Annotated in this window: 19 protein-coding genes; 18 read left to right on the top strand and 1 reads right to left on the bottom strand. The window is 46.7% G+C overall.

The genetic code is table 11. The annotated features are described in order from the left end of the window. Positions 1-17: 17 nt before the first annotated feature. On the top strand, positions 18-1,682 hold the full coding sequence (locus J3P35_RS22260) for a M16 family metallopeptidase (protein ID WP_394371269.1): 1,665 nt from the start codon (positions 18-20) through the stop codon (positions 1,680-1,682). Between the two features lie 177 nt (positions 1,683-1,859). Beyond that, a complete protein-coding gene (locus tag J3P35_RS04320; RefSeq protein ID WP_210463133.1) occupies positions 1,860-2,534 on the top strand; it encodes a hypothetical protein in 675 nt (224 codons plus the stop codon). A 422-nt stretch (positions 2,535-2,956) separates the two neighbouring features. Here J3P35_RS04320 and J3P35_RS04315 read toward each other — a convergent pair whose 3' ends face one another. Next, positions 2,957-5,224, bottom strand: a complete 2,268-nt coding sequence (locus tag J3P35_RS04315; protein ID WP_210463132.1) for a TonB-dependent receptor — start codon at positions 5,222-5,224, stop codon at positions 2,957-2,959. Between the two features lie 462 nt (positions 5,225-5,686). Here J3P35_RS04315 and J3P35_RS04310 point away from each other — a divergent pair, with 462 nt between their 5' ends. The 16 genes from J3P35_RS04310 to J3P35_RS04235 all read left to right on the top strand — a co-directional run bounded on the left by J3P35_RS04310 (position 5,687) and on the right by J3P35_RS04235 (position 22,260). After that, on the top strand, positions 5,687-6,202 hold the full coding sequence (locus J3P35_RS04310) for a hypothetical protein (protein ID WP_210463131.1): 516 nt from the start codon (positions 5,687-5,689) through the stop codon (positions 6,200-6,202). A 92-nt stretch (positions 6,203-6,294) separates the two neighbouring features. Further along, complete coding sequence (locus J3P35_RS04305) at positions 6,295-6,753, top strand: macro domain-containing protein (protein WP_210463130.1); 459 nt, start codon at positions 6,295-6,297, stop codon at positions 6,751-6,753. A gap of 91 nt (positions 6,754-6,844) precedes the next feature. Further along, a complete protein-coding gene (locus tag J3P35_RS04300; RefSeq protein ID WP_210463129.1) occupies positions 6,845-7,333 on the top strand; it encodes a phosphoribosylaminoimidazolesuccinocarboxamide synthase in 489 nt (162 codons plus the stop codon). A gap of 107 nt (positions 7,334-7,440) precedes the next feature. Further along, on the top strand, positions 7,441-7,866 hold the full coding sequence (locus J3P35_RS04295; RefSeq protein WP_210463128.1) for a hypothetical protein: 426 nt from the start codon (positions 7,441-7,443) through the stop codon (positions 7,864-7,866). Positions 7,867-8,669: 803 nt separating this feature from the next. Further along, positions 8,670-9,098, top strand: a complete 429-nt coding sequence (locus J3P35_RS04290; protein ID WP_210463127.1) for a hypothetical protein — start codon at positions 8,670-8,672, stop codon at positions 9,096-9,098. 97 nt (positions 9,099-9,195) lie between these two features. Continuing rightward, positions 9,196-9,651, top strand: a complete 456-nt coding sequence (locus J3P35_RS04285; RefSeq protein ID WP_210463126.1) for an ankyrin repeat domain-containing protein — start codon at positions 9,196-9,198, stop codon at positions 9,649-9,651. Between the two features lie 69 nt (positions 9,652-9,720). Beyond that, complete coding sequence (locus J3P35_RS04280; RefSeq protein WP_210463125.1) at positions 9,721-10,149, top strand: hypothetical protein; 429 nt, start codon at positions 9,721-9,723, stop codon at positions 10,147-10,149. A 91-nt stretch (positions 10,150-10,240) separates the two neighbouring features. Next, on the top strand, positions 10,241-11,506 hold the full coding sequence (locus tag J3P35_RS04275) for an erythromycin esterase family protein (protein ID WP_210463124.1): 1,266 nt from the start codon (positions 10,241-10,243) through the stop codon (positions 11,504-11,506). Positions 11,507-12,102: 596 nt separating this feature from the next. After that, positions 12,103-13,143: an alpha/beta fold hydrolase gene (locus tag J3P35_RS04270; protein WP_210463123.1), complete on the top strand. Its 1,041-nt coding sequence runs from the start codon at positions 12,103-12,105 to the stop codon at positions 13,141-13,143. Between the two features lie 177 nt (positions 13,144-13,320). Then, a complete protein-coding gene (locus J3P35_RS04265) occupies positions 13,321-14,049 on the top strand; it encodes a hypothetical protein (RefSeq protein WP_210463122.1) in 729 nt (242 codons plus the stop codon). 206 nt (positions 14,050-14,255) lie between these two features. Then, positions 14,256-16,226, top strand: a complete 1,971-nt coding sequence (locus J3P35_RS04260; RefSeq protein WP_210463121.1) for a glycoside hydrolase family 172 protein — start codon at positions 14,256-14,258, stop codon at positions 16,224-16,226. Positions 16,227-16,740: 514 nt separating this feature from the next. Next, the gene (locus tag J3P35_RS04255; protein WP_210463120.1) at positions 16,741-18,492 is read left to right on the top strand and encodes a metallophosphoesterase; all 1,752 of its coding nucleotides are present in this window, start codon (positions 16,741-16,743) and stop codon (positions 18,490-18,492) included. Positions 18,493-18,745: 253 nt separating this feature from the next. Then, complete coding sequence (locus J3P35_RS04250) at positions 18,746-19,471, top strand: hypothetical protein (RefSeq protein WP_210463119.1); 726 nt, start codon at positions 18,746-18,748, stop codon at positions 19,469-19,471. A gap of 215 nt (positions 19,472-19,686) precedes the next feature. Then, the gene (locus J3P35_RS04245; RefSeq protein WP_210463118.1) at positions 19,687-20,097 is read left to right on the top strand and encodes a DUF6924 domain-containing protein; all 411 of its coding nucleotides are present in this window, start codon (positions 19,687-19,689) and stop codon (positions 20,095-20,097) included. Between the two features lie 66 nt (positions 20,098-20,163). After that, the gene (locus J3P35_RS04240; RefSeq protein WP_210463117.1) at positions 20,164-20,841 is read left to right on the top strand and encodes a hypothetical protein; all 678 of its coding nucleotides are present in this window, start codon (positions 20,164-20,166) and stop codon (positions 20,839-20,841) included. Positions 20,842-20,982: 141 nt separating this feature from the next. Further along, positions 20,983-22,260, top strand: coding sequence for a serine hydrolase domain-containing protein (locus J3P35_RS04235; RefSeq protein WP_210463116.1), 1,278 nt, complete (start codon positions 20,983-20,985; stop codon positions 22,258-22,260). Positions 22,261-22,273 lie beyond the last annotated feature (13 nt).

The raw sequence follows: 22,273 nt of genomic DNA, 5'->3' as shown, positions 1-22,273 counted from the left end.
TAAAGGAAAGACAAGCGGTGAACGCGGTGACCAAAGACGATGTACTGCGCGTGTACAAACAATATATCAAAGGCAAGAAAGCCGTGATCCTGAGCGTAGTGCCCAAAGGCAAGTCTGAGTTGATTGCCAAAGCCGACAACTTCAAAGTAGACCCAACCGGCTACAAAGCTCCGGCTGACCAGTACTCTGGCCTCAAGTACGTGAAAGCCAAAGATACTTTTGACCGCAGCAAGCGTCCGGCCGCGGGTGCCGTTCCGGCCATCACCGTGCCGCCGTTCTGGAAAGAAAGTTTGGCCAACGGCATCAAAGTAATCGGGGCCAAGTCTGACGAAGTACCTACCGTGACCATGTTGTTCACCCTGCAGGGCGGCCACAAACTGGAGGCAAATGATCCGTCTAAAGCCGGTATCGCTTCTTTAACTGCTTCTATGCTGAACGAGTCCTCCCTGAAATTCACTGCTGAGCAGATCAGCACTGAGCTGGAGAAACTGGGTTCCTCCATTGGTTTCGGTAGCGGCGCGGAAAGCATGACCGTATCTGTGTCTTCTCAGGTGAAAAACCTGGATGCCACGTTGGCCCTGTTGGAAGAGCGCATGTTCCATCCTCGTTTTGACGCGGCTGAGTTTGACCGCATCAAGAAACAGCGTCTGGAAGCCATCAGAAACCAGAGCACCCAGCCTACCGTGGTAGCCGACAACGTGTACAACAAAATGCTGTACGGCGAAGGCAACATCCGCGCGATTCCGGTAGTGGGTACTGTACAGACCGTGGAAAGCATCACCCTGGATGACGTGAAGAAATTCTACGCAAACTACTTCTCACCAAGTGTGACCAACCTGGTAGTGGTAGGTGATGTAGACCAGAAGCAAGTGATGCCTAAACTGGCGTTCCTGAACAAGTGGACGCCTAAGCAGGTGACCATGCCGTCTGACTTCAAAGCCGCCAGCATTGACAAGACCAAGATCTTCATCGTGGACAAAGAGAAGGCCGCCCAGTCTGAGATCAGAATAGGCTACATGGCGCTTCCTTATGATGCCACCGGCGAGTATTACAAAGCCAACCTGATGAACTACGTGTTGGGTGGGGCTTTCAATAGCCGCATCAACCTGAACCTGCGCGAAGATAAAGGCTACACCTACGGCGCCCGCTCCGGCTTCTCCGGTACCGAAGAGGCTGGTCCATTCACTGCATCGGCTGGCGTGCGTTCCAACGCTTCTGACGCCTCTGTGGTGGAGTTCATGAAAGAGATCAAGCGCTTCAGAGAAGAAGGAATCACTGATGCCGAGCTAGCCTTCATGAAGAACGCCATTGGGCAGTCTGACGCCCGCCGTTACGAGACTGCGTTCCAGAAAGCGGCCTTCCTGAACAACATCCTGCGCTACAACCTTTCTCCTGACTACGTGACCAAGCAGAACGAGATCCTGCAGAACATCACCAAAGAGGAGATCAACGCGCTGGCCAAAAAGTACCTGCCGGTTGATAACATGAGCATCATGCTGGTGGGCGACAAAGCCGCTATCAAACCAGGTCTGGAGAAACTGGGCTACGATGTAGTGGAACTGGACCCAGACGGTGCTCCGGTAATGGCCAATGCCGCTGCTGCCCCGGCTACCCCTGAAGTGAAGAAAGCAGAACCTGTGAAAAAAGGCCGCAAAGCCCGCGCAGAAGGTCGCGTTTTCTAGATTGATATTTGGTGGGTTAGCCCCTAAAAGGGAGACCTGTTTTAAAGGCGTTTTCGGGGAAAGACCCCGGGAACGCCTTTTTTTATTTTACATCGTAAATACAATATATAACTGATAACAAGCGGGTTACTTAACGCACTTTTCAGAATTAAAGAGAGTACTTAAAGATGCGCTGCCATGCCCAGACTTCTCCTTTTCTGCGCCGTTGTTATGCTGTTGGTCGGGCTCAACGCCTGCTCCTCAGACCCCGCTTTGCAATTTGAGCGGCCGCAACCCCTGACCGGCACGGAAGAACCCGCCTTCCCGGAGGCGCTTTGGGGGCAGTACTTCAACGCGCAGGACAGCACCACCCTCCTGCTCACGTCCTCGGCGCTGGTCCAGAAAATGCAGTTTCTGTCTCCTACCGCGGTGCAGGAGCTTAAACAAGATTCCATTCCGTACAAAGTGGAAAACGGCCGGCTCTACCGCAGCGATTTCCCTGAGGGATTGCCCATCGTGCGGAGCACCCCAGATTCGCTTTACCTGCAGGTCACCATCCTGGATACGCTGTTCGCGCAGGATGCCACCCACCAGCTGCGGTCTTTCAAAGGAATGTATTTCCTGAACCAACAGATAGCGCCCAACCGCTGGAAGGTTTTCTGCCTAAGCCGTCAGGGCCGCAAGCGCATCCGGCTACAGTACCTGGATGACTCCGTGGACGTGGCAAAACTGGAGGCAATCATCCCCCTCCGCGAAACCGGCAAGGTATTCCTGGCCAATCCTTCCCAGAAGGACCTCCGGAAGTTCCTAAAGCAAGGCGGCTTCAGCCAAAGGGAAACCTACACCCGCGTTTCTGAGGGTCTTGAGCTCTAAAGAGCAGCCGTTTCTATTCCACGACTTTCTCCCGCAAATTTCCAAGCCGCGTTTCGCAGCCGATTTTAGGAAAACAGGCTAAAAACCCAACCGCTGGCGCGAGCGTCCCGCTCGTGTCCGCACGCATTCCTGATCCTCTTCTGCTTCCTGGTTTCAGAGTTCAGGCATTCCCCTCCATTCTAATTGACAGCACTCCTCCTGTTTGTCATCTTGGAAAGATCTTGTGGGCGAACTGAAAAGGCGTTGAAGAAACGCTACTACCGCTTGTTCCCAAGATCCTTTCAGGATGACAAAACGGTGTTTTAAAATGCGTGCGGACACGAGCCAGAGGCTCGCGCCAGCGAAGGTTTACTTTGATCTCAGTGAGTGACTTACTACAAGAGAAGCCTATTCCGTTTTAAGGCTGTTTTTCAGGAAACACCTTAAAAGCTCTTCCGCAGTTGCAGGCCCGTATAGAAGTTGCGGCCCGGTGCGGCCTGGAAGTAGCGGTTCCCAAAGGCGTTCAGGTCATTGCCCAGGCTGTAATCGCGGTCAGTGGCGTTGTCTATGCCGCCGTACAGGTCCAGGTGCCAGGTTTGGGCGAAGGTGCGCCGGAAACCGGTGCGGGCACCTAGAATGAAGTAGTCTGGGGCGTACACCGTATTGGCATCGTTCAGCGGGATTTCATCTGAGTAGTTGGCGGTGACGTTGAGGTAAAGGCCTAATCGGCTTTCCACGTCCAGACCGGCCACAGCCACGTGCGGGGCGGTGCCGGTGAGGCGGTTGCCTGAGAAATTGTTCTCGTTCTGCTGGTAGTCCAGGAACCGGAATCGGTTGTAAGTGTAGGTTCCCCAAAGCCGCAGTAAACTGAGCGCCGCTTTGGGTGCCTGCACAAAGGCATAACCGGCGGCCACTTCTACCCCCTGCTGCCGGGTGGTGCCGGCGTTCGCGAACACGGCTACGCCCGAGGGGGTGGTGCGACTCACAATGGTTTCCTTCAGCTTGAAATGGAAAGCAACCACATCATACGTGAACCGCTGATTGAACAGGCTTCCTCTTACCCCAGCTTCATAGTTAGTGCCACGCTCGGGCTGCAGAGAAAGATTGATACTGGCATCTGAGGGACGGACCTCGGCCTCAGTAGGCGGCGAGAACCCAGCGCTCACTGAGGCGTGCGCTGATAACGTGGGCGAGATTACTTTCACCAAACCAACCCTGGGCGAGAACTGCGCATCAATACTGCGGTTTTGTTTATACCCCTCGGGGTTAGTGCTGGCGTCTGATACGCGGACCAGGTCATAGCGCAACGAGTTCAGGCTGGCGCCCAGCGTGAGCAGGAAACTAGCCGGCAAATCCACCTCGGCCTGCCCGAAGACAAAGCCTTCTTTCACGGTCACTTCATCGTCAAAGTTCAGAAGACCGGGCGTACCGCCTTTGTTCACGTACTGGCGGGCATTCACAAAACGGCGCTGCCCCTCGGCTCCCAGGGTGAAGCGGGTAGGCAGGCTGGCTACCTGGGTGCGGTACGTGGTACGGGTTCTCGCCCCGAAGCTCTGGTTCAGGTTGCGTTCATAATCGGTCACGAAAGGGTGGTTCAGGAAACTGAACACGCCGAATAGGGACGTGGTGTTGCTCCAGTGGTCGTTGAACTGGTAGTTGTGCACAAAGCCAAGGTTCAGGCCTTCCACGTTCAAAGAAGCGTTCTGGTCTTTGTTCAGCTGCCGTGCCGCCCTAGGGTTGGCTTCAAACTGTTCCCGGGTAAGGGCGCCGGGCAGTTCATAGAACAGGTCTGAGTACAGGGCGTGGAAAGAGAAGGTTTGCTTCTGATTTGGGAAAAACTGCCCTGAAAGGAGGACGTTCTTGCGGTCCATAGCACTCTGCTCGCGGTAACCGTCCAGGGTTTGGCGGTCAAAGCGCAGGAGCAGATTAGATTTCTCGGAGGCCACGCTGGCGGCGGCAAATCCCCGGCGCAGGCCGTAAGAACCTACTTGTCCGCCGGCCATGACACTGCTTTCTATGGGCTTAGCCGTTTCCAGCAGAATGGTCCCGCCCGTACCGGCGCCGTACACACTTCCGGCCGGACCTTTGATGACTTCTATGTTCCCGATGAGGCCCGGGTCCAGCATGTTCAGCGGAATGGTACCGTTCGCTTCCACCAGGGGCACTTCGTTCAGGTAGATTTTCACGTTACGCACTCCGTACGGCGCCCGCAGCGAACTTCCCCTGATGGAGATGCGGTAACTGGCCGTAGCCCGTTCTTCCATGCGCACGCCGGGCAAGGTATTAAGCGCGGGCACCAACGTGGTCTGGGAAAAACGCTCCAGATCGCGGGTAGACAGCAACCCGATGGCGCCGGCGGTTTCCTGTAACGGCCTCCGGGTTTCATAGCCTCTCACTACCACCTCCTGCAGATTCACGGCCAATGGCTCCAGCAGAATGACCAACGGCTTTCCGCTTAGCGGCACCACCAGTTTCTGCAATTGGTGACTGGTCACGCGCTGCACCAGCAAAGTATCAAAACGCGAAGCCAGCACAATCCTGAACTGGCCGGCGGCATCAGTAAGGACCTGCGTACCGGTAACGGCCTCGCTCACCAAGGCACCTTCCAACGGCTGCTGCGAACGCGCATCCAGCACGCGCCCGTCTACGGTTACTTGGGCCCAGGCCGTAAAAAAAGAAAAGAGGAAAACGAAAGCGAAAAGGTATTTCATGGGATGGAATTCAAAGACAAGCAGACGAAGGGGCGGCATCAATGGCTTTCCTTTTAATGCTATTTTCAGGAAACCGGGCTTAAAACAAGGTTTGTTTCCAGCCTTTCCGCTGCCGGATTTGCTTACGGAATCTGGTTAGAACCGGCGGTACAAACCTAGGAAAATCCTCCCGCTTTTTACATCAGTTGTTTGGCACGCCCTGATTTGCTTCTTGGCCTCCCTTAGGCGAACGCAACTGAAACAATCAAGCTTAGCCGAGCCGCCTTGTGCGTTGTCCGGCTTGTTGAACAATAATATAGCTGAGCATGCACTTTATAGGACGGTAACTATATAGTATATTCGGTGGCCCGGTTCCGTTTATCAAGCTACCGTTGGTCGGATAAACGGAAGTTTGGTTCTGTTCAAGGTGTCAATAACCGGAACAGCTCCGTTTACACAGTAGTTGGCAGTAAGTAGAAAAAAATGAAATTAATATCAACCCTTTTCATCATTGCCTTAACTTTTGGCACAGCATCAGGTCAACAGAAGAGCCTGACAAAGGCTAGTGTATTCAAATTATTTAAGTCAAGCATAGAACAGGAGTCAAAAAAATCCATTTCAGTAGGAAGCAATGAATGGCTGACTTGTAACAAAGACAGCGCTTTTTTTAAGAATGACACCATCAGGCTCTTTGAAAATAATCTTTACAGAGCCGCTTACATTTGTTGTGACAAGGTAGGCTGGACTTTCTGGAAAAAAGATTCATTTATTATTCAAGAAAGCCAAAACTGTACAGAACCTCCGACTGGGAAGATTTACAAAGACGGCAGTGATACTTTTACAATCAAACTTGAGAATAAGGAAGGAAAACTTTACCTCTCGACTTTTTACACCTACGATAGGAACAGGTTGGCTCACACCTTCCTTATAAAAAGCTTAGTTGAAGAAAAGAATGGGAACGAGGTCGGACATGTTTTAACGTTAGTGCGGGTAAATTAAAAAAGAATACCAACTGCCAACAAGGTATAAACGTCATCTCGGCCGACGGCCTTCGCCGTCGTTTATACTAGCCGTTACCCGTAATAGATAATATGAAAACAATCAAAGGTGATTTAGTGAAAAAAGCTTTGAATAACGAATTCGACTTAATCATCCATGGTTGCAACTGCCAATGCGTAATGGGCGCTGGAATAGCGAAAACAATAAAGGAAAAATTCCCTGAAGCGTACAAAGCGGACTTGGGAACCAAGAAAGGCGACAAATCCAAACTTGGAACAATCAGTAGCGCGGAATTAAGTGTAAACGGAAAGACGCTTATTGTTGTAAATGCCTATACACAGTTCGACTGGAAAGGAACTGGCGTGAAAGCGGACTATGATGCGGTTCGCTCAGCATTCAGCCATATAAAAGGAAAATTCTCAGGCCTTAAAATAGCCTACCCAGCTATAGGGGCTGGACTTGCTGGTGGCGACTGGAAAATAATATCAGCAATCATTGAAGAAGAACTAGAAGGAGAAGACCACACCTTCGTTGAATTTGCAAAAGAATAAAAATTACTACGGGTAACAACACCTAAACGCCAGCCTCGGCCGACGGCCTCCGCCGCCGTTTAGCCCAGCACGTTAGCGGTCATTTATAGATATGAATCCAGAAAAAATATTTAAAACTAAAACAGGATATTGCCACATCTTCCCCGATAAGATAGTTCTTTCAAGGGACGGAGTTGCAGGCAGCGTAGCAAAAGTGACCGTAGGAAATAGCATCACTCGGATTCTACTTATTTACGGGTTGATTGCAGCATTTCTGCTCTACCTTGCCTTCGACAGTTACCAAGACGGGCAAACCACTGTTGCTGTATTACAAGTTCTACTTGGTATATACTTGTTGGTCAATGTAAGCAGGAGTCTGAATAATTCAGCAGAACCGATAATCGACAGGAATAGAATACAAAATATAAAGCTCAAGAAAGCTGTACCTGGATTGACACGTTCCTACTTTGAAGTGAATTTCTTGAATGAGGAAAACAAGATTAAGAAAAGGCTTATCATGCTTCCAGGCTCTTTGTCCAACGGTAAAGAGGAGACAGAAAAAGCTATTCAAATAATGAAAGAAGAAAATCTACTTGTGTAAAGAAAAACGCCCGCTAACAAGGCATAAACGCCAGCCTCGGCCGACGGCCTCCGCCGCCGTTTATACTAAACGTTAGCAGTAATTGCAGACCAACAAAAAATCAAAAAATGGAAAATTCTATTTCAATTAAATTAGGGCCGCCCGAATATGGTTGGTTACCTATTGATTTCCGTTTTGCTGATTTTCATTTGGACTTTGCAGCTTCAGACGTTTTAAATGATCCGATTGAAGAACTTTATGAAGTAGTTACCAAATTAAAGGACAATGAACTCAAACGAATAATTTTCTGGCTCGAACCAGCAGCATATTTTTTTGACTTTAAAAGAAATGGGGAAATAATCACCCTAACAATTATTGAAAAGGACGACCTTAATATTGAGAGTTCTAAAGAATCCACGCTTATATTGATTAGCGGAAACTACAAAGAAATAATTGCACCATTCCGAACTGAGCTAAAGCGTTTTTCTTTGCAGGTTTATGAAGAAAATCATTGGCCTTACAAGTTGGAAACAAATAAAATAAATGATTTATAAATGATTATTAATAATAAACATAAAAAGGAAAAATACCTTCTGCTAACAAGGTATAAAAATCAATGCATCCCTTTGGGAATGCAACGCTTTTTATACTAGACGTTGTGCTAAATATTAAAAAACTTGAAGCGACCATTAATATACTTTCAAGAACTAAGTACTTGGGATAAAGTTACTTTCGGACTTTATCTTATTATATCGCTTGTACTGTACTTTCTTTATGCAGGCTCGGAATTAGTTGAAGAGAAGAAGGACATTTTGTTTTGGTATCCATATGGGACTCAGTTGTTCCTATACTTTGTGAACTATAGGTCGCTTAGGAATTTATCTGTTTATGCAATTTGGTTTATAATTGGCTTATTCCACTACTACTTCTATCTGAATTTGATTAGTGACCCTTTGCTGGAGGGGGTAAAAGTACATGCTGCAACTGGATTGAGGAATACAGTTATTCTACTCTCACTCTTTCAAGTATTAAGAATTGTAAGCTTAAAAATCCAAGGTGAGGAATTAGTATGCCCCAGCAAAAGCAGAACAGATTTGTTTGAGGAAAGAGATGTGACAATTATAGATTTTATCCTTTTTGTTATTTATATATTCGTTTTGGTCATGCTAGGACTTAATTTTCAATTTGACAAGTAGATAAGAAATACTTAGCACAACAACAGCTAAACGCCAGCATCGGCCGGCGGCCTCCGCCGTCGTTTAGCCTAACCGTTGGGTGCAAATAAATTACATATATGAGGTTATTAATTATCTGCTTTTTAATTTGTAAAGGAATCCTTATATCATATTCTCAAACAATGGAGAATAATCCTATAGCAAGAATATTAGAAACTTTTAAGCTCCACGAACTAATTTCTGAACCTGCATACTTGGAATTAGCAGAAAGAGTAAAAGAAGGAGAAATAACTACTAATAAAGAGCTAATTGGCCGTTTGATAAAACTTCATTTCGAAGGAAGGCCTGAAGATGTACAGGAAACCATAAAACTAAGGGATACAAAAGAAAAATATTATTATGTAGTGCCTCGTGTTTTAGTAGATATTGAATTGCCTCAAAAGTATTCTGATTTAATTGTCAATTTCTATGAACAAGGAGTAATAAGTAAAAAGAGTAAAAATAAGATGCTTAAAAGCTTAAAGACCCCATCTGCTCTAATTGATGTTAGTGTGCAGGAAGGGACTTTTCATTATTTTTATCTTAAAAGCATTTGTGAAGCAATAAATTAAAAAATATCAGCACCTAACACTGCATATATGCCAGCTTTCGGCCAAAGGCCTCAGCCGTCTTTTATACTAGGCCGTTGGCTGTCAAAAAAACTATAAAATGAAAAAATTATTACTCCTAATTGTACTGACTTTAAGTACGTCATTTCTAACGATTGCTCAAAGTAAGGATGAGCAACTATATGCAGCTGTCCAAAAGAATGACAAAGCCAAGGTTGAAGCGCTTCTCAAGAAAAAGGCTGACCCAAACTATATTAAGCAGGCAGGACCTTGGATGAAGGTAAACCCGTTGATTACTGCAGTTAACAATTCCAATATTGAGATTGTGAAGCTTTTAATTGCTAATCAAGCACAAATAGACTGGAAAGACGGATTTAATACCACAGCCTTAATGTATGCGGCATCCAAAGGGAATAAAGAAGTTGTAGAGTTGCTATTAGCAAGTGGCGCAGACGTTAATGCTACTGATGGTGATGGCAACACCGTTCTTACTGCCGCTAAGGAAAGCAAGAATCCTGAAGTTATTTCGCTTATAGAAAGTAGACTGAATAAATAATTTCGTCAGCCAACGGCCGCGTGTATGCAAAACCCTTGCTTCGCTGCGGGCTTTGCATACACGCGGCCGTTGGCAAAAATTGAAAGTATAGAAATGGCTTTAGACATTACCATTACTGTAAATGGCAAAGCTCCTAAAAACAGTAAAGAGCAATCAATTAGCTTTGAAGGCGGAGACGCTGATTATTGGCACTTGTATCCACTTTTTGAAAAGCTGGTAAAGGAAACAGGAGAAATGATTGACTTATATGCTGATTCTGAATTTTCTAATGGAAGCTTACTCAAGTTGCGTCAACTATTAGTCGGTGAATTAGAAAGGGTTAAAGCACAAAAAGAAATACAGTGGTCAGTTTATACTGGGACTCAATTACAACCTGAAAAAATGGACATTTTCAAAGTACTAACAAGAAAAGACGTTATCCAGAAATTAGAGAAGTGGGTTAGTATGATTGACATTGCTAACAAAACCAATGAAAAAATCATCTGTTTAGGCGATTAAAAACAAAACTTGCCAATAAAGTATAGCAGTCATGCTTCGGCTAAAACCTTGCCATCTGCTATACCAGCACGTTGAGTGAAAATTTAAATATATGATTAGAATCCTTTTAGTTTCATTTTTGCTTTCCATATCATTGAAAGGCTTCGGGCAAAAAAAAGCCGAAGAGTATGTTCAGAATCACTTAGTCTCAATAAAAAATATCTCACCTGATTCCACAGATTATTCAGACCTAGAGGCAATTGGCGCCGCTATAGGTACTTCAAGAATTGTGATGCTCGGGGAACAGAGCCACGGTGACGGTGCGACTATGCTAGCCAAAAGTAGGCTCATCAAGTACCTTCACGAAAAGAAAGGGTTCAATGTGTTGGCATTTGAGGCTGACTTCTTTGCTCTTAATGCTGGTTGGGGGAACGTGACAAAGAATAGCGGTGCTATTAAAGATTTTTTCAGGAAGAACCTGCATGGCGTATGGCCCTCCAATAAACAATGCAGCGAGTTATTCTACTCTTATATCCCCACTACCTACCAGACGAAAACTCCCCTGGAGGTTTCCGGGTTTGACAGCCAAATCGGCTATCATTTCAGTAATTCTAACTTAAAAGACAGCATAGATTTCTATCTGCGGAGAAATAGACATACGTTCACCAAGACGAACCGATACCATAATGAATTTCTCCCCAACATAGAAAGACTCAAGAACTGGGTTGGAAAGGATAAAGAGAGTAGGGAGTGGATGATAGGGCTTGCTTTGACTATCGATACTGTATTGGCTCAGCTTGGCCAGCAATATTCCAAAGATTTCACCTATCTGGCACTTGAAAATGCAAGGGAGTTCGCAAATCAGCTCTACGTTTATGAAAAGTCCGTTTCCAGTTATAATATCAGGGATGCGCAAATGGCCAGAAACCTTCAATGGCTTGCGGATAGCAAATACCCAAATGGGAAAATAATAGTATGGGCAGCCAACTCCCATATCATGAAGAACGCAGATACGGCTCTGAAAGCAAAAAGGGATGCTTCCATCAACTGGATGGGTACCATCTTCAACAAAAACAGCCGCAACTCTGCAACCACCTATGTAATTGGATTCAATTCACGAGACGGGCAATATGCCAATAATTCCGGAACCAAAGTGATGCCGGTAGGCAAACCTTTCAAAGATGGGTTTGAGACTTGGATAGACGATAGCGTAAGCTACGGTTTCATAGACTGGAAGAAATTCAGGGCGCTCCAGCCAAACTATAGCGAAACATTCAAGATGAAAAGCAGGCAAATGTACAGCACCGGAAACTGGTCAGATGTTTTTGATGGCATATTCTATATACGCGACATGACACCGGTTGAGAAACTAAAATAAAATCTTCACTCAACATTGTGCATAAGCCATGCTACGGCCGACGGCCTCACCCGTCGTTTAGCCTAGAACGTTGGCAGAAATTTTAATAAGAAATTAATTTTTTGGATGCAGTCAAACTTGATTGAAATAGTAAATAAATATAGGTTTTTGATTATTACAACAACTTTGGTGGCTACTACATTTCTAGTAAAGTCCCCGTTTACTTATTTGCATTACCAATATCCACCTTACCTATTATACTTTTCAATATTCTTTATCACCACAATAATCTATCTCATTCCTACCGACAAGCTAACAATCGCTGAAAAATTAATCTTTAGTTTGCTTATCGTAAGCCTCTCAATGCTTGGAGGCCTGTTGTTTACAGATTTAGCCTTGGGAGCCATCTATGGTTACGACGATTATTACGGCCATCTTGAGTCACCTGACATACTGGAAAGTCTTACATTTTATTTTACTTCTTCATTATTTAGCATTGGGGCATTCTCCATTATCTTAAAATTTAAAACAAACAATTAAAAAAGGCTTCTGATAGCATTGTGTAAACATCCTATTGCTCTTTATCCATAATTATCTTTTCCGAATCTTACCAAGATATGAAGCATACATTTTTACTGATTCTATTTCTTTCCTTAGTTCTAGGCAGGTTAGCCGCGCAAGCAAAACCTATCAAGGAGGAAAAGTTTGTGACAATTGGCGGTATTGAGCAGTGGGTGACCATCAGCGGGGACGACCAGTCCAAACCCGCTATCCTGTTTCTGCACGGTGGGCCCGGCAGTACCATGAGCCAGTATGATGATGCCATCTACGGCTACTGGAAAAAGGACTTCGTGCTGGTGTACTGGGATCAACGGGGAGCGGGAAGAACCTTCGGCCGCAATGCCCCTGATACCGTCACCGAGGACTACTGGATGGAGAATCCTCTGACCTTAGAGCAAATGACCGCCGATGGAATTGAGCTCACTGAGTACCTGACCAGACACTTAGGCAAACGGAAAATAGCCCTTGTAGGGACCTCCTGGGGCTCTGTGCTGGGCGCAAAGATGGCCCTTGCCCGCCCAGACCTTTTCTCTGCCTACATAGGCCACTCCCAGGTTGTAAATTTCTATGAAGGGTTTGCGCACGCCTACAGCAGAGTATCTGAAATGGCGCAGAACGCCAAAGACCAGGAGTCTCTAGATAAGCTGAAGGCCTTGGGCCCACCCCCATATGAGGATGCCAGGAAAGAAGGACAGCTGATGCGCGTCATCAAAAAGTACGAAAGGCAGAACTCCAACCCAGCCCCTGCCTCCTGGTGGAAACTGGCAAGCGCCTATGACAATGAAAAGGACGCCAAAGACAGGTACAATGGCGACGATTATTCTTTCCTTTACTCTGCCGGCCATAAAAAAATGGGGATAAAGTCTATGATGGCCGGGGTGAATTTCATGGAAGATGGCCTACGCTATAAGATTCCGGTGTACTTCATTCAGGGCGAGGAAGATATTCTCACCCCTAAAGAACTTACCAAAGCGTATTTCGTGAAAGTGAAGGCTCCGAAAAAAGAGTACGTGCTGGTGCCTGGAGCTGCACACGGGCATAACCAGGCCGTGGTAGACGCGCAGTACAAAGCAGTAAAGAAGTATTTAAACCTCTAGCATAATAAAAAGAACTGGCTTCAACATCATCTAAAAAGCCTTAAAACGCTCTCCAGCCAAACTGTTATGTCTACTAAAACAATGAAGATGACCATAATTAAAATCTAAGAAGAGGAAGATGACGCTACAAAAGCTTCTTCATACATTTAACTATAATTAATAGATTTAAAAACAACAGTGAAACCTATATCCGCTCAACTTGGCCTTATCATATTGCTGGTCTTGTCCATACTAACATCTTGTAAGGAAGAAGACATCCTTGTAAAAAAGCCAGATGGCAATGGGACTGTATCTTATTTCGCAAAAGCCTCAGGTTCTGGCGTCAAGAAGACAGACACTAAATCCATCAAGCCTTTGGGTTCTGTGGCTGTTGAGTGGTCGGCTGCAACTGTTTATGTGGAGAAAATTGCATTTGAGGGGAAAACCAGTCACCTACTTGATACTACCATCTTTGTTGGAAAGAACATCAATATCTTCAATGCAGATGCTTTAACAGGAGTAATTCAATTGCCCACAGGTGCTTACAAAAATGTGAAGGTAAAGCTGTTCGCCCGTAAGTCAGACAAATCTGAAATGGCTTTTAACCTGAGAGGGACATTTATCAATACCAAAGGCGGACGAGATAGTGTAGTAGTGGGCAGCTCCTACCCCTTTGAGGCGAACCTTCAGGTCCCGGATATTATCATTGATTCTTCAGACAAATATCGCGTGACTTTCAACTTCAACTTAGACAAAGTATTATCAGACATCTCAACAGAGTTACTGCAGACTGCCAGAAGTTACGCCGGCAAAGATAATAGCCTGATGTATGTGATCTGGAAGGGCGGATCTGATGAGGAACCCTTTTATGACCAGGTTATTGCCAATTGGCAAACGGTGGCAAGTGTTGAAGTCTCTAAACAATAAACCAGGCTCAGGTAATCAGTTGCTGGCGCTCCATAAGCTGTAAACGCCAGCCTCGGCCAGCAGCCCCATTTTACCCAGAACCGTAAACTACAATTATTGAAAAAACAGCCTTAAAACCCGCGCCATAATTATTCGGCTTACATGCACCGCCGAAGGAAGCCTTGTTCAGGAAAGCATACATCAATAACCATTTACCTAACCCGTATATGATGAAACAACTATTGATTACCGTCCTTTTCTTTGGTGCTTTTTTGAATGCGTCTGCGCAGAATGACAACTACCGCCGGGAGTTGCTCAACCTCGCAGATGTCTCCCGGCTTCCTTTGTACCGCTCGGGCGGGATGGAGCAGCTATCCAGCTATGACCGGACCGGCGGCAATGATGATGGCTTCTCGGGGAAATACTCGGCCATCAGAAAAGAACCCGGGGGACTGGTCCTGGCCGATCTGAAAGGCCCCGGCGTGGTGAACCGCATCTGGACGCCTACCCCCGAGGCAGACACCGTGAAGTTCTACTTTGACGGCGAGAAGAAACCCAGGATCAGCATTCCGTTCATTAACCTTTTCAACGGAAAGCAATTCCCGTTTGTAGCCCCGCTCTCTGGCAGCCAACTGGGAGGATTCTATTGTTATCTGCCCATCCCCTACGAGAAATCACTGAAGATCATTTACACGGGCAAGAACCTGCGTTTTCATCAACTGCAGTACCGCAGCCTGGAGAAGAAGGAGAAAATGGGCTCCTTCTCAACGGCTCTTCTTAATCAGCACAAAGACGATCTGGAGAAAATAGCCAATGCCTGGGGCAAGGAAGCCTCCCCCCTCCAGTTGTACGGAAATAAAGTAAAGTCCCAAAAGGTAAATGTGGTGCTGCGGAAGGGCTCCGAGGCATCTCTCTTCAGCCTGCAGCAAGGCGGGCGCATAGTGGGGATTGAACTTGGCGCCGGAAGCGACCTGCTGCAAGCCTACCACAAAGTGCTGCTGACCGCCCGTTGGGACAATGAACAGAAGAACGCGCTGGAGGTACCCTTGCACAATTTCTTCGGGTTTGCGTTTGGGAAGCCGGCCATGCAATCCATGCTGCTGGGCTCAGACCAAAACAAGCTGTACTCGTACCTGCCCATGCCCGTGGACGGATCAGCGGACCTGCAATTGAAGTACGACAAAGGGATGGCCGATGACCCGGAAGAAATCCTTATCTCGGGCATCATTTATTACACAGAGGACAAGAGAAATCCGGCCACAGAGGGCAAGTTGTACGCGCAGGCCAGAAGGCAGTACAACATACCACAGGCGGTGCCGCATCTGATTGCAAATGTGAGAGGCCGGGGCCATTACATTGGCACCATCCTGCAAACGCAGGGCCTGGAAGAAGGCAGCACCTATTATTTTGAGGGCGATGACCGCGCCTTTATTGACGGCAAATTGAAACTGCACGGCACCGGCTCTGAAGACTACTTCAACGGCGGCTGGTATGCGGTCACCGACAAATGGGACAAAGGGTTTAGCTTGCCTATTCACGGAGCTTTGGCCTATGACCTGATGACCTCGCGCACGGGCGGTTACCGTTTTTACCTTTCAGATAAGCTGAACTTCTCTGATTCGCTCCGGCTCACGATAGAGCACCAGCCCGAGGCCAAAACCAACGTCAAAACAGATTACACCTCGGTCGGCTTGTTCTACGCCGATCAACCTCAGTTTGAGAACTCCGAGATCAGGATTGACGATCAAATCACCAAGCTTCCGGAGCGGCATAAATTAACGCCCCAGGGCATGGTGTATTCCCTTTACTGGCTGGCTACCGCCGACTACCAGGAACCCTCCATCGTGTTCGGACTGAAGCCTTCTGATTCCTGGACCGCCAAGATTGACATTGACGCGGTTCCGGTGGTGCAGGTCTCGTTGCAGGGCCTGGACAATGGCCGGTACAAGGTCTATGTGGAGCACGGCAAAACGGAGCAGGCAAGTCCGTTCAGTTTGTGGCAGCGGTCTTCCCAGATCTCCGGCTGGATTCCTACGGATGTGGAGATGCCCAAAGAAGGAGGCAAAACCGTCTATGCCGGGGAAATTGAGATCACCGATGACCTGAAAACCATCACCCTGCGCAAAAGACCCGAAGACAACGCCTCGGTGCGCGTTTTCAGCTTCCTTTTTGAGAAAATAGAGGAAAAGAAGCCGTAGAGCAGAAATTGCCTTTACATAAAACCTAAGGATATCTAAAACAAAGCATACAAAAGCCTGTTACAGAAAGGTGGATACGGTTTGCACCTACTCAGTTTACCTCAGGTTAGGGGTAATCGTGCTCAAAATTGAACCGTATACCCCAAAACTCCTCGTTTTTCTCATAACAGGCAAACCTGCCTGCTCCCCCCTTGAGGAAAGTTCACCCTGCCGCACCTAGCTGAGCCAAAGGCTCTTGTTGTCTGAAAAAACCTTCCCTATTTACATGATGACATCCCCTACTTTTTACAGCTTGCTGCTATTTAGTTTAAAAGTAATGACCTTCATGGGGCTTACTTCTTCAGAGGCAAACTGGAAAAACAGGAAAACCAATTCAGCTAAAGGCGCCCGCAGGGGTGCCATTTTTTTTGTTCCTAACGGCAATTTGCCAGGATATGACAAGCTGGGGTACAAACCCGTTGAGGTTACCCCTGCAATCTTTCTAGCGCCAGAACCCACCCGGGAACAGGAAGTAATGGAGAGTACCGCCACGGCTTACCTCACCCGCGGCCCGTACCTGCAAATGGGCAACAAAACAGCGGTGACCTTGCGCTGGAGAACAGACATCCCCACAGATTCAAAGATACAGGTAGGCACCACCTTCGGCACCTACACCCTCTCTGCCACAAATCATGTCCTTACCACCAGGCATGAGGTTAGAATCAAAGGCTTGACCGCAGACACCAAATACTTCTACCGGTTTGGCAGCTCTAAGCAGGTACTGCAGAGCGCCAGAAGCAATTATTTCAGAACGGCCCCAGGAGACAATACCGTCAGGAAAATCAGGATTGCGGTTTTGGGAGATTGCGGGGAAAACGAGAACGGGAACCGCTCCGGCACCTTAAACTCCTACCTCAATTACGTGGGCGCAAACCCAGCAGAACTTTTACTTATCCTGGGAGACAACGCTTATCCCGGCGGCAGCGACGGCGACTACAAGAGGCAGTTTTTCGCCCCTTTTGGAGGAAACATCCTCAAAAACCATGTCCTGTTCCCGGCTATAGGCAACCACGAATACGAATCCATCTCGCCCATCACTGCCCGGGACAGGGGCGGTTACTACAATAATTTTTCCATGCCCACCGCCGGGGAGTGCGGAGGCGTGGCCTCGGGCACCAAGGCCTTTTACTCTTTTGATTGGGGCAACACGCACTTTATCAGCCTGGACTCTTACGGGAGAGAAGCCGCCGATTACACCAAGCTCTATGACACGTTGGGGGTGCAGGTACAGTGGTTGAAAAAAGACCTGCAGGCCCACCGCAAAAAGTGGGTTATTGTGTACTGGCACCATCCGCCCTTCTCAAAGGGTAGCCACAACTCAGACGTGGATGAAGAACTGAAAAAGCTGAGGGGAAACTTCATCCGGATTATAGAGCGCTACGGGGTGGACCTGGTGCTTACCGGCCACAGCCATAATTATGAGCGCTCCTATTTGCTGAACAACTACTACGGAACAGAGGCTAGTTTCAACCTGCTCACCCACGCCAAAAGCAGTTCCAGCGCCAGGTATGACGGCAGCCTTAACTCCTGCCCTTACATCACCGCCTCGGGCAAAAAGAACCGCGGAACCGTGTATGCCGTGGTAGGTTCCTCGGGCGCATCTGGCGGCGTACAGTATGGTTATCCGCACAATGCTTTGCCGTTTGCGATAAATGACGGCGGAATGCTCTACCTGGAGATTGAAGCCAACCGGCTGGATGGCAGAATGCTGCGCAAAGACGGCACCGTCTTCGACAAATTCACCATCATGCATGATGTGAACAAGACCCTTACCAGGAATATCTCGCCAGGTACCGCCACCAAACTCTCCGCCTCCTGGATAGGCACCTACAGATGGTCTACCGGCGCCACTACCCGCAGCATTATCGTCAACCCCCAGTATGCTACCACCTACAAGGTAACTGATGGCAAGAAATGCCTTACGGATGTGTTCAAGGTAAATACCGGGCTCATTGCCGGCATCACCAGCGCTGCCGAAAGCATCCAAACCCCTCTGCTGGAAGTGTACCCCAGCCCTGCCAGACGGGGTGCTGTTATCACAGTCAAATCAAACAGCGCTGAAACCACAGAGGCCTATGTTTCAGATATCAGCGGGCATATCCTTTCCACTTTCCAGTTTACCGGCACCGGTGAGATAGACACCAGGAACCTACCTAGTGGCGTGTATATCCTTAGCTTATCTGAAGACGGCCAGCACAAGAAATATAAGTTTGTGGTGATAGATTGATTTGAGCCTCCACTAAGGTTAAGAAGCAAAATGCGTTTTAGCTGTCTTTTCAGAAAACGAGCCCAGAAACAGTAGTTCATGGGCTCGTTTTGTTTGTTGCCTGAGATAGCCTTTTTAATGACTACCTGTTTTATAACGTGGTAGCTATCTAGTATATTCGGATTTACAGGTAAGATTATCCCGGGTATAAGGCGGACTATACGAATAATTCCGTTTAGCTGGTAGAGTTATAGCCAATTAGCAAAAAGAAGCATTGAACTGGTTTGAAAAGATAAAGGCTATCACGTCCCAGGAGGACACTTCTCCTGAATTGAAGAAAGGTGGAATAAAAAGCATACTGATCACCATTGCTAAAAAAATTTTGCCCGACTTTCCATTCATGGCTTACAAAAGCAGCTGCTACATTTTTGAAAGGATAAGAACTGCTGGAGGCCTAGAGATCCATGAGACTTTACATATTAGCTTCTCTCTCAGCAATCGGAACTTTTCCTGCTCCATAGCCTCTAGGCTGAATCCTAAGTATATCTACTCAAACAGTTATAACTCTAGCCTGATTAACCCACATATTGATCTGCTTGTTCTCAAGAAAGGTACAGGAGTCATACCAATTGAAGAAGCTTACTACTTCCACAACGGGAAAGTGAACAGCACGACAAAGGTTGTAGAGGAAATCTTCAAAGACTTTAAAATCTATGGACTTCCGTTCCTTGACAAGAACCTGGAGGCTTTCAAAACTTCACCTACAATCAAAGCAGGAATCCATTTCATAGAGAATCTAGCTTGTGATAAAGCCGAATTGAAGGAAGCTATCACCAAATCAATGGCTCAGAATAGGTTCAGCGCAATCCACAACAGCACGTTTGATGTGCTTAAGCAAATAATGTACTCAACTTTGGAAGGCAGGATGAGGGAAGTGAGAGACAAGGTGCCAAATTCTGCATTTGAGCTCTTGGAGCTTTATTGGGAAAGAGAAAAATAACAGGCTATAACAAAGTGCATGAGGCATGCTACGGCCGACGGCCTTGCACGCCTCATGCACGAGGCCGTCAGCAAAAAATTATAATGATAAAAAGGGTACTCATACTGCTATGTTGTCATTTCGCCTTCTCATGCATTCCAAATACCGAAACCAACAAAAGAATTGATAGACCTACTGGAATGTCTTCTAATACCCAAACCCTCATTTCTGAAAGAATGCTTCCTGACACCAAAGATGTTCTGGTTTTAAGAACAGACTTTTCAGATGATGGTAAATGGGAAAAGATTTGTAATTGGATAGCCGAACCTACCCCAAAGGACGGTTTTAAAGCAGCAGTTTACTTCCTAAGCGAAAAGAAATTCGGTGGATTAGAAAGTGAGGAGTTACTTACAGGTATCGCCAAAAATTATAAGCACTTTTTCATATTCATTGTAGACAGCACAACAATAGCCCATATGGAGCACCCAGTTTTGTGCATCGACCTGAAAGATAATCCAGGAGACACGCTCCGTGTGATTCCATCGGAGATGTATAGCATTGAAAATAATCTATCTATCTCAAATATGAACTTTGAGGAATTCAAAAGTTCAGTAGATTCTGACGGTGTATTCAGAGGGTTTAGGTAAGAAAATAACTTTTGCTAACAACTTACAGGCCTCATGCATAAGGCCGTTAGTCCTCATTTAGAATAAATGGAAATCCTCAAGGATAAAATACTTCTTCTACTTATTATAACATCAGTAGGCCTTATCTATCTCATTACGTCAAGGGGTGCTTGGGAATCTACCATTGAACAAAAAGGGGCAGAAGAAAATAACAGGCTAAAGCTATCAGATTATATCTCAATAGAATCAGATCATTTTCTAAACTCAGAAAATCAAACTATAGGTAGTGCTACTTACATTATTGCCTATAAATGCTTCATTATAGATAGTTTATCTGTCCAAATCATTGAAGTTGACAATGGAAAGCGAAGCTATCTCAGTAATACCCTAACAAGGATTGCTGACATGCAAAAAGTACAGTTTAATTCAATTGGTGAAATTGTTCCAGAAAGCCTCTTACCAACCTATAAAGTAGCTATTTGCCCGGGACAACAAATTGAAATCACAAACTGGTTTAAATACCCCAATGCCAATGCTGAAGATTTTGAAATAAAATACTATATAAAAGGAAAGAATTTAGCACCAGTAAGCAGGACGGCCAAGTTAGAGAAAGTTGAAAGCTTCAGTATAAAAGGAAGACACCATTACGACTTTATTATTCTACTTTATCCTATTCTGTGGCTGATTTTTGGATTGTTGCTGCTTAGCAAAATTGTGCTTGTACTTAGAAAAAAGCCTAGGCCTGGCAAAAGTTATAATATATAACCGCAACATAGCTCAGCTGTTTTGCAAGTTTTAAGAAGAGATTAGTAAATTTATTGATTCTCAAATTCTATCAACATCACCTTCCTTTTTTGAGTCATTTTCCCAAAACAGCCTTAAAACCGAAGCTTAAAAAATAAACTAATGAATAAAATCCTCTACGCCTTCTTGTTCATTTCCCTTGCTGCCTTCTCCTTCAAACTGCCACCTACAGGTAAAAAAGACAAAAAGGCACCTGCTGTTATAACCAAAACGGTGAAGGCCCGCCTAGATGCTGCCTTGAAAAGCTTTGTGGATTCAGGCAGAGTGGCGGGCGCATCGGCGTTGATCTTTGAGAAAAACCAAGAGGTCTACCATAATGCCTTCGGGTTTGCTGACCGCGAAGCCAAGGCCCCGATGGACCGGAACACCATTGTGCGCATCTATTCCATGACCAAGCCGGTGACCGGGGTTGCCCTCATGAAACTCTATGAGAAAGGCGCTTTTCAATTGGATGACCCGCTCTCAAAATACGCCCCGGAGTTTGCCAATATGAAAGTGTACAAGGGCGTGGATGCCTCGGGCAACCTGATCCTGGAGCCGCTCAAACGCCCCATCACTGTCCGGGACATTACCCGCCACACCGCAGGGTTCGCAACCACCACCGACCTGCCCGGTCTAAGCGAATTGGTGCAGAAGGCGGAACTTTCCAACCCCAACAACACGCTGGAGCAGATGGTGAAAAAACTGGCCAGTTTGCCGCTCCTGTTTCAGCCCGGAGAGCAGTGGAATTACGGTCCATCGGTAGATGTGCAGGCCTATCTGGTGGAGCGCCTCTCGGGTAAACCATTTGCCCAATACCTGCAGGAAAACATTTTTACGCCGCTGGGCATGACCAACACCCGCTACGTGGTGCCGGAAAGTGACAAAAGCAGGTTTGCCGCTACCTACCGCAAAAGCGAAAATGGCCAGCTCACCCGTGTTCCTGACATAGACAATCTTTTCAACACCAAAGAATTTGCCTTGACGCCGGGCGGCTGGGGCCTCACCTCCACCCTGGATGATTACATGAAGTTCGCCCGTATGCTGGTGAACAAGGGCACCCTGGGTAAAGCCAGAATCCTGAAACCGGAGACCGTTAAACTGATGGCCACAAACCAGCTGTCTGACAGTGTTACGCAGCGCATGTGGCTGCCCAGCAAAGGCCGGGTGGGTTTCGGGATTGACTTCGCGGTACGTTTGCATCCGCCGGTAACCAAAGAGGAAAATAATGGCGCCGTAGGTGAGTTCTTCTGGGATGGCGCGGCCAGCACCTTGTTCTGGGTAGACCCAGTGAATGACCTTACCGCCGTTCTGTTTGTGCAGGTATTTCCCTTTGAAGGCCAGGTGCACAAGCGCTTCCGCGATGCCGTTTATGGCCCGTTTAAGCAAAATCAGCCTTAAACCACAGCTTTCA

Origin of the sequence: Rufibacter roseolus, from assembly GCF_017916365.1 — a bacterium.
Classification (GTDB): Bacteria; Bacteroidota; Bacteroidia; order Cytophagales; family Hymenobacteraceae; genus Nibribacter; species Nibribacter roseolus.
This window is presented reverse-complemented; position numbering and strand designations above follow the sequence as displayed.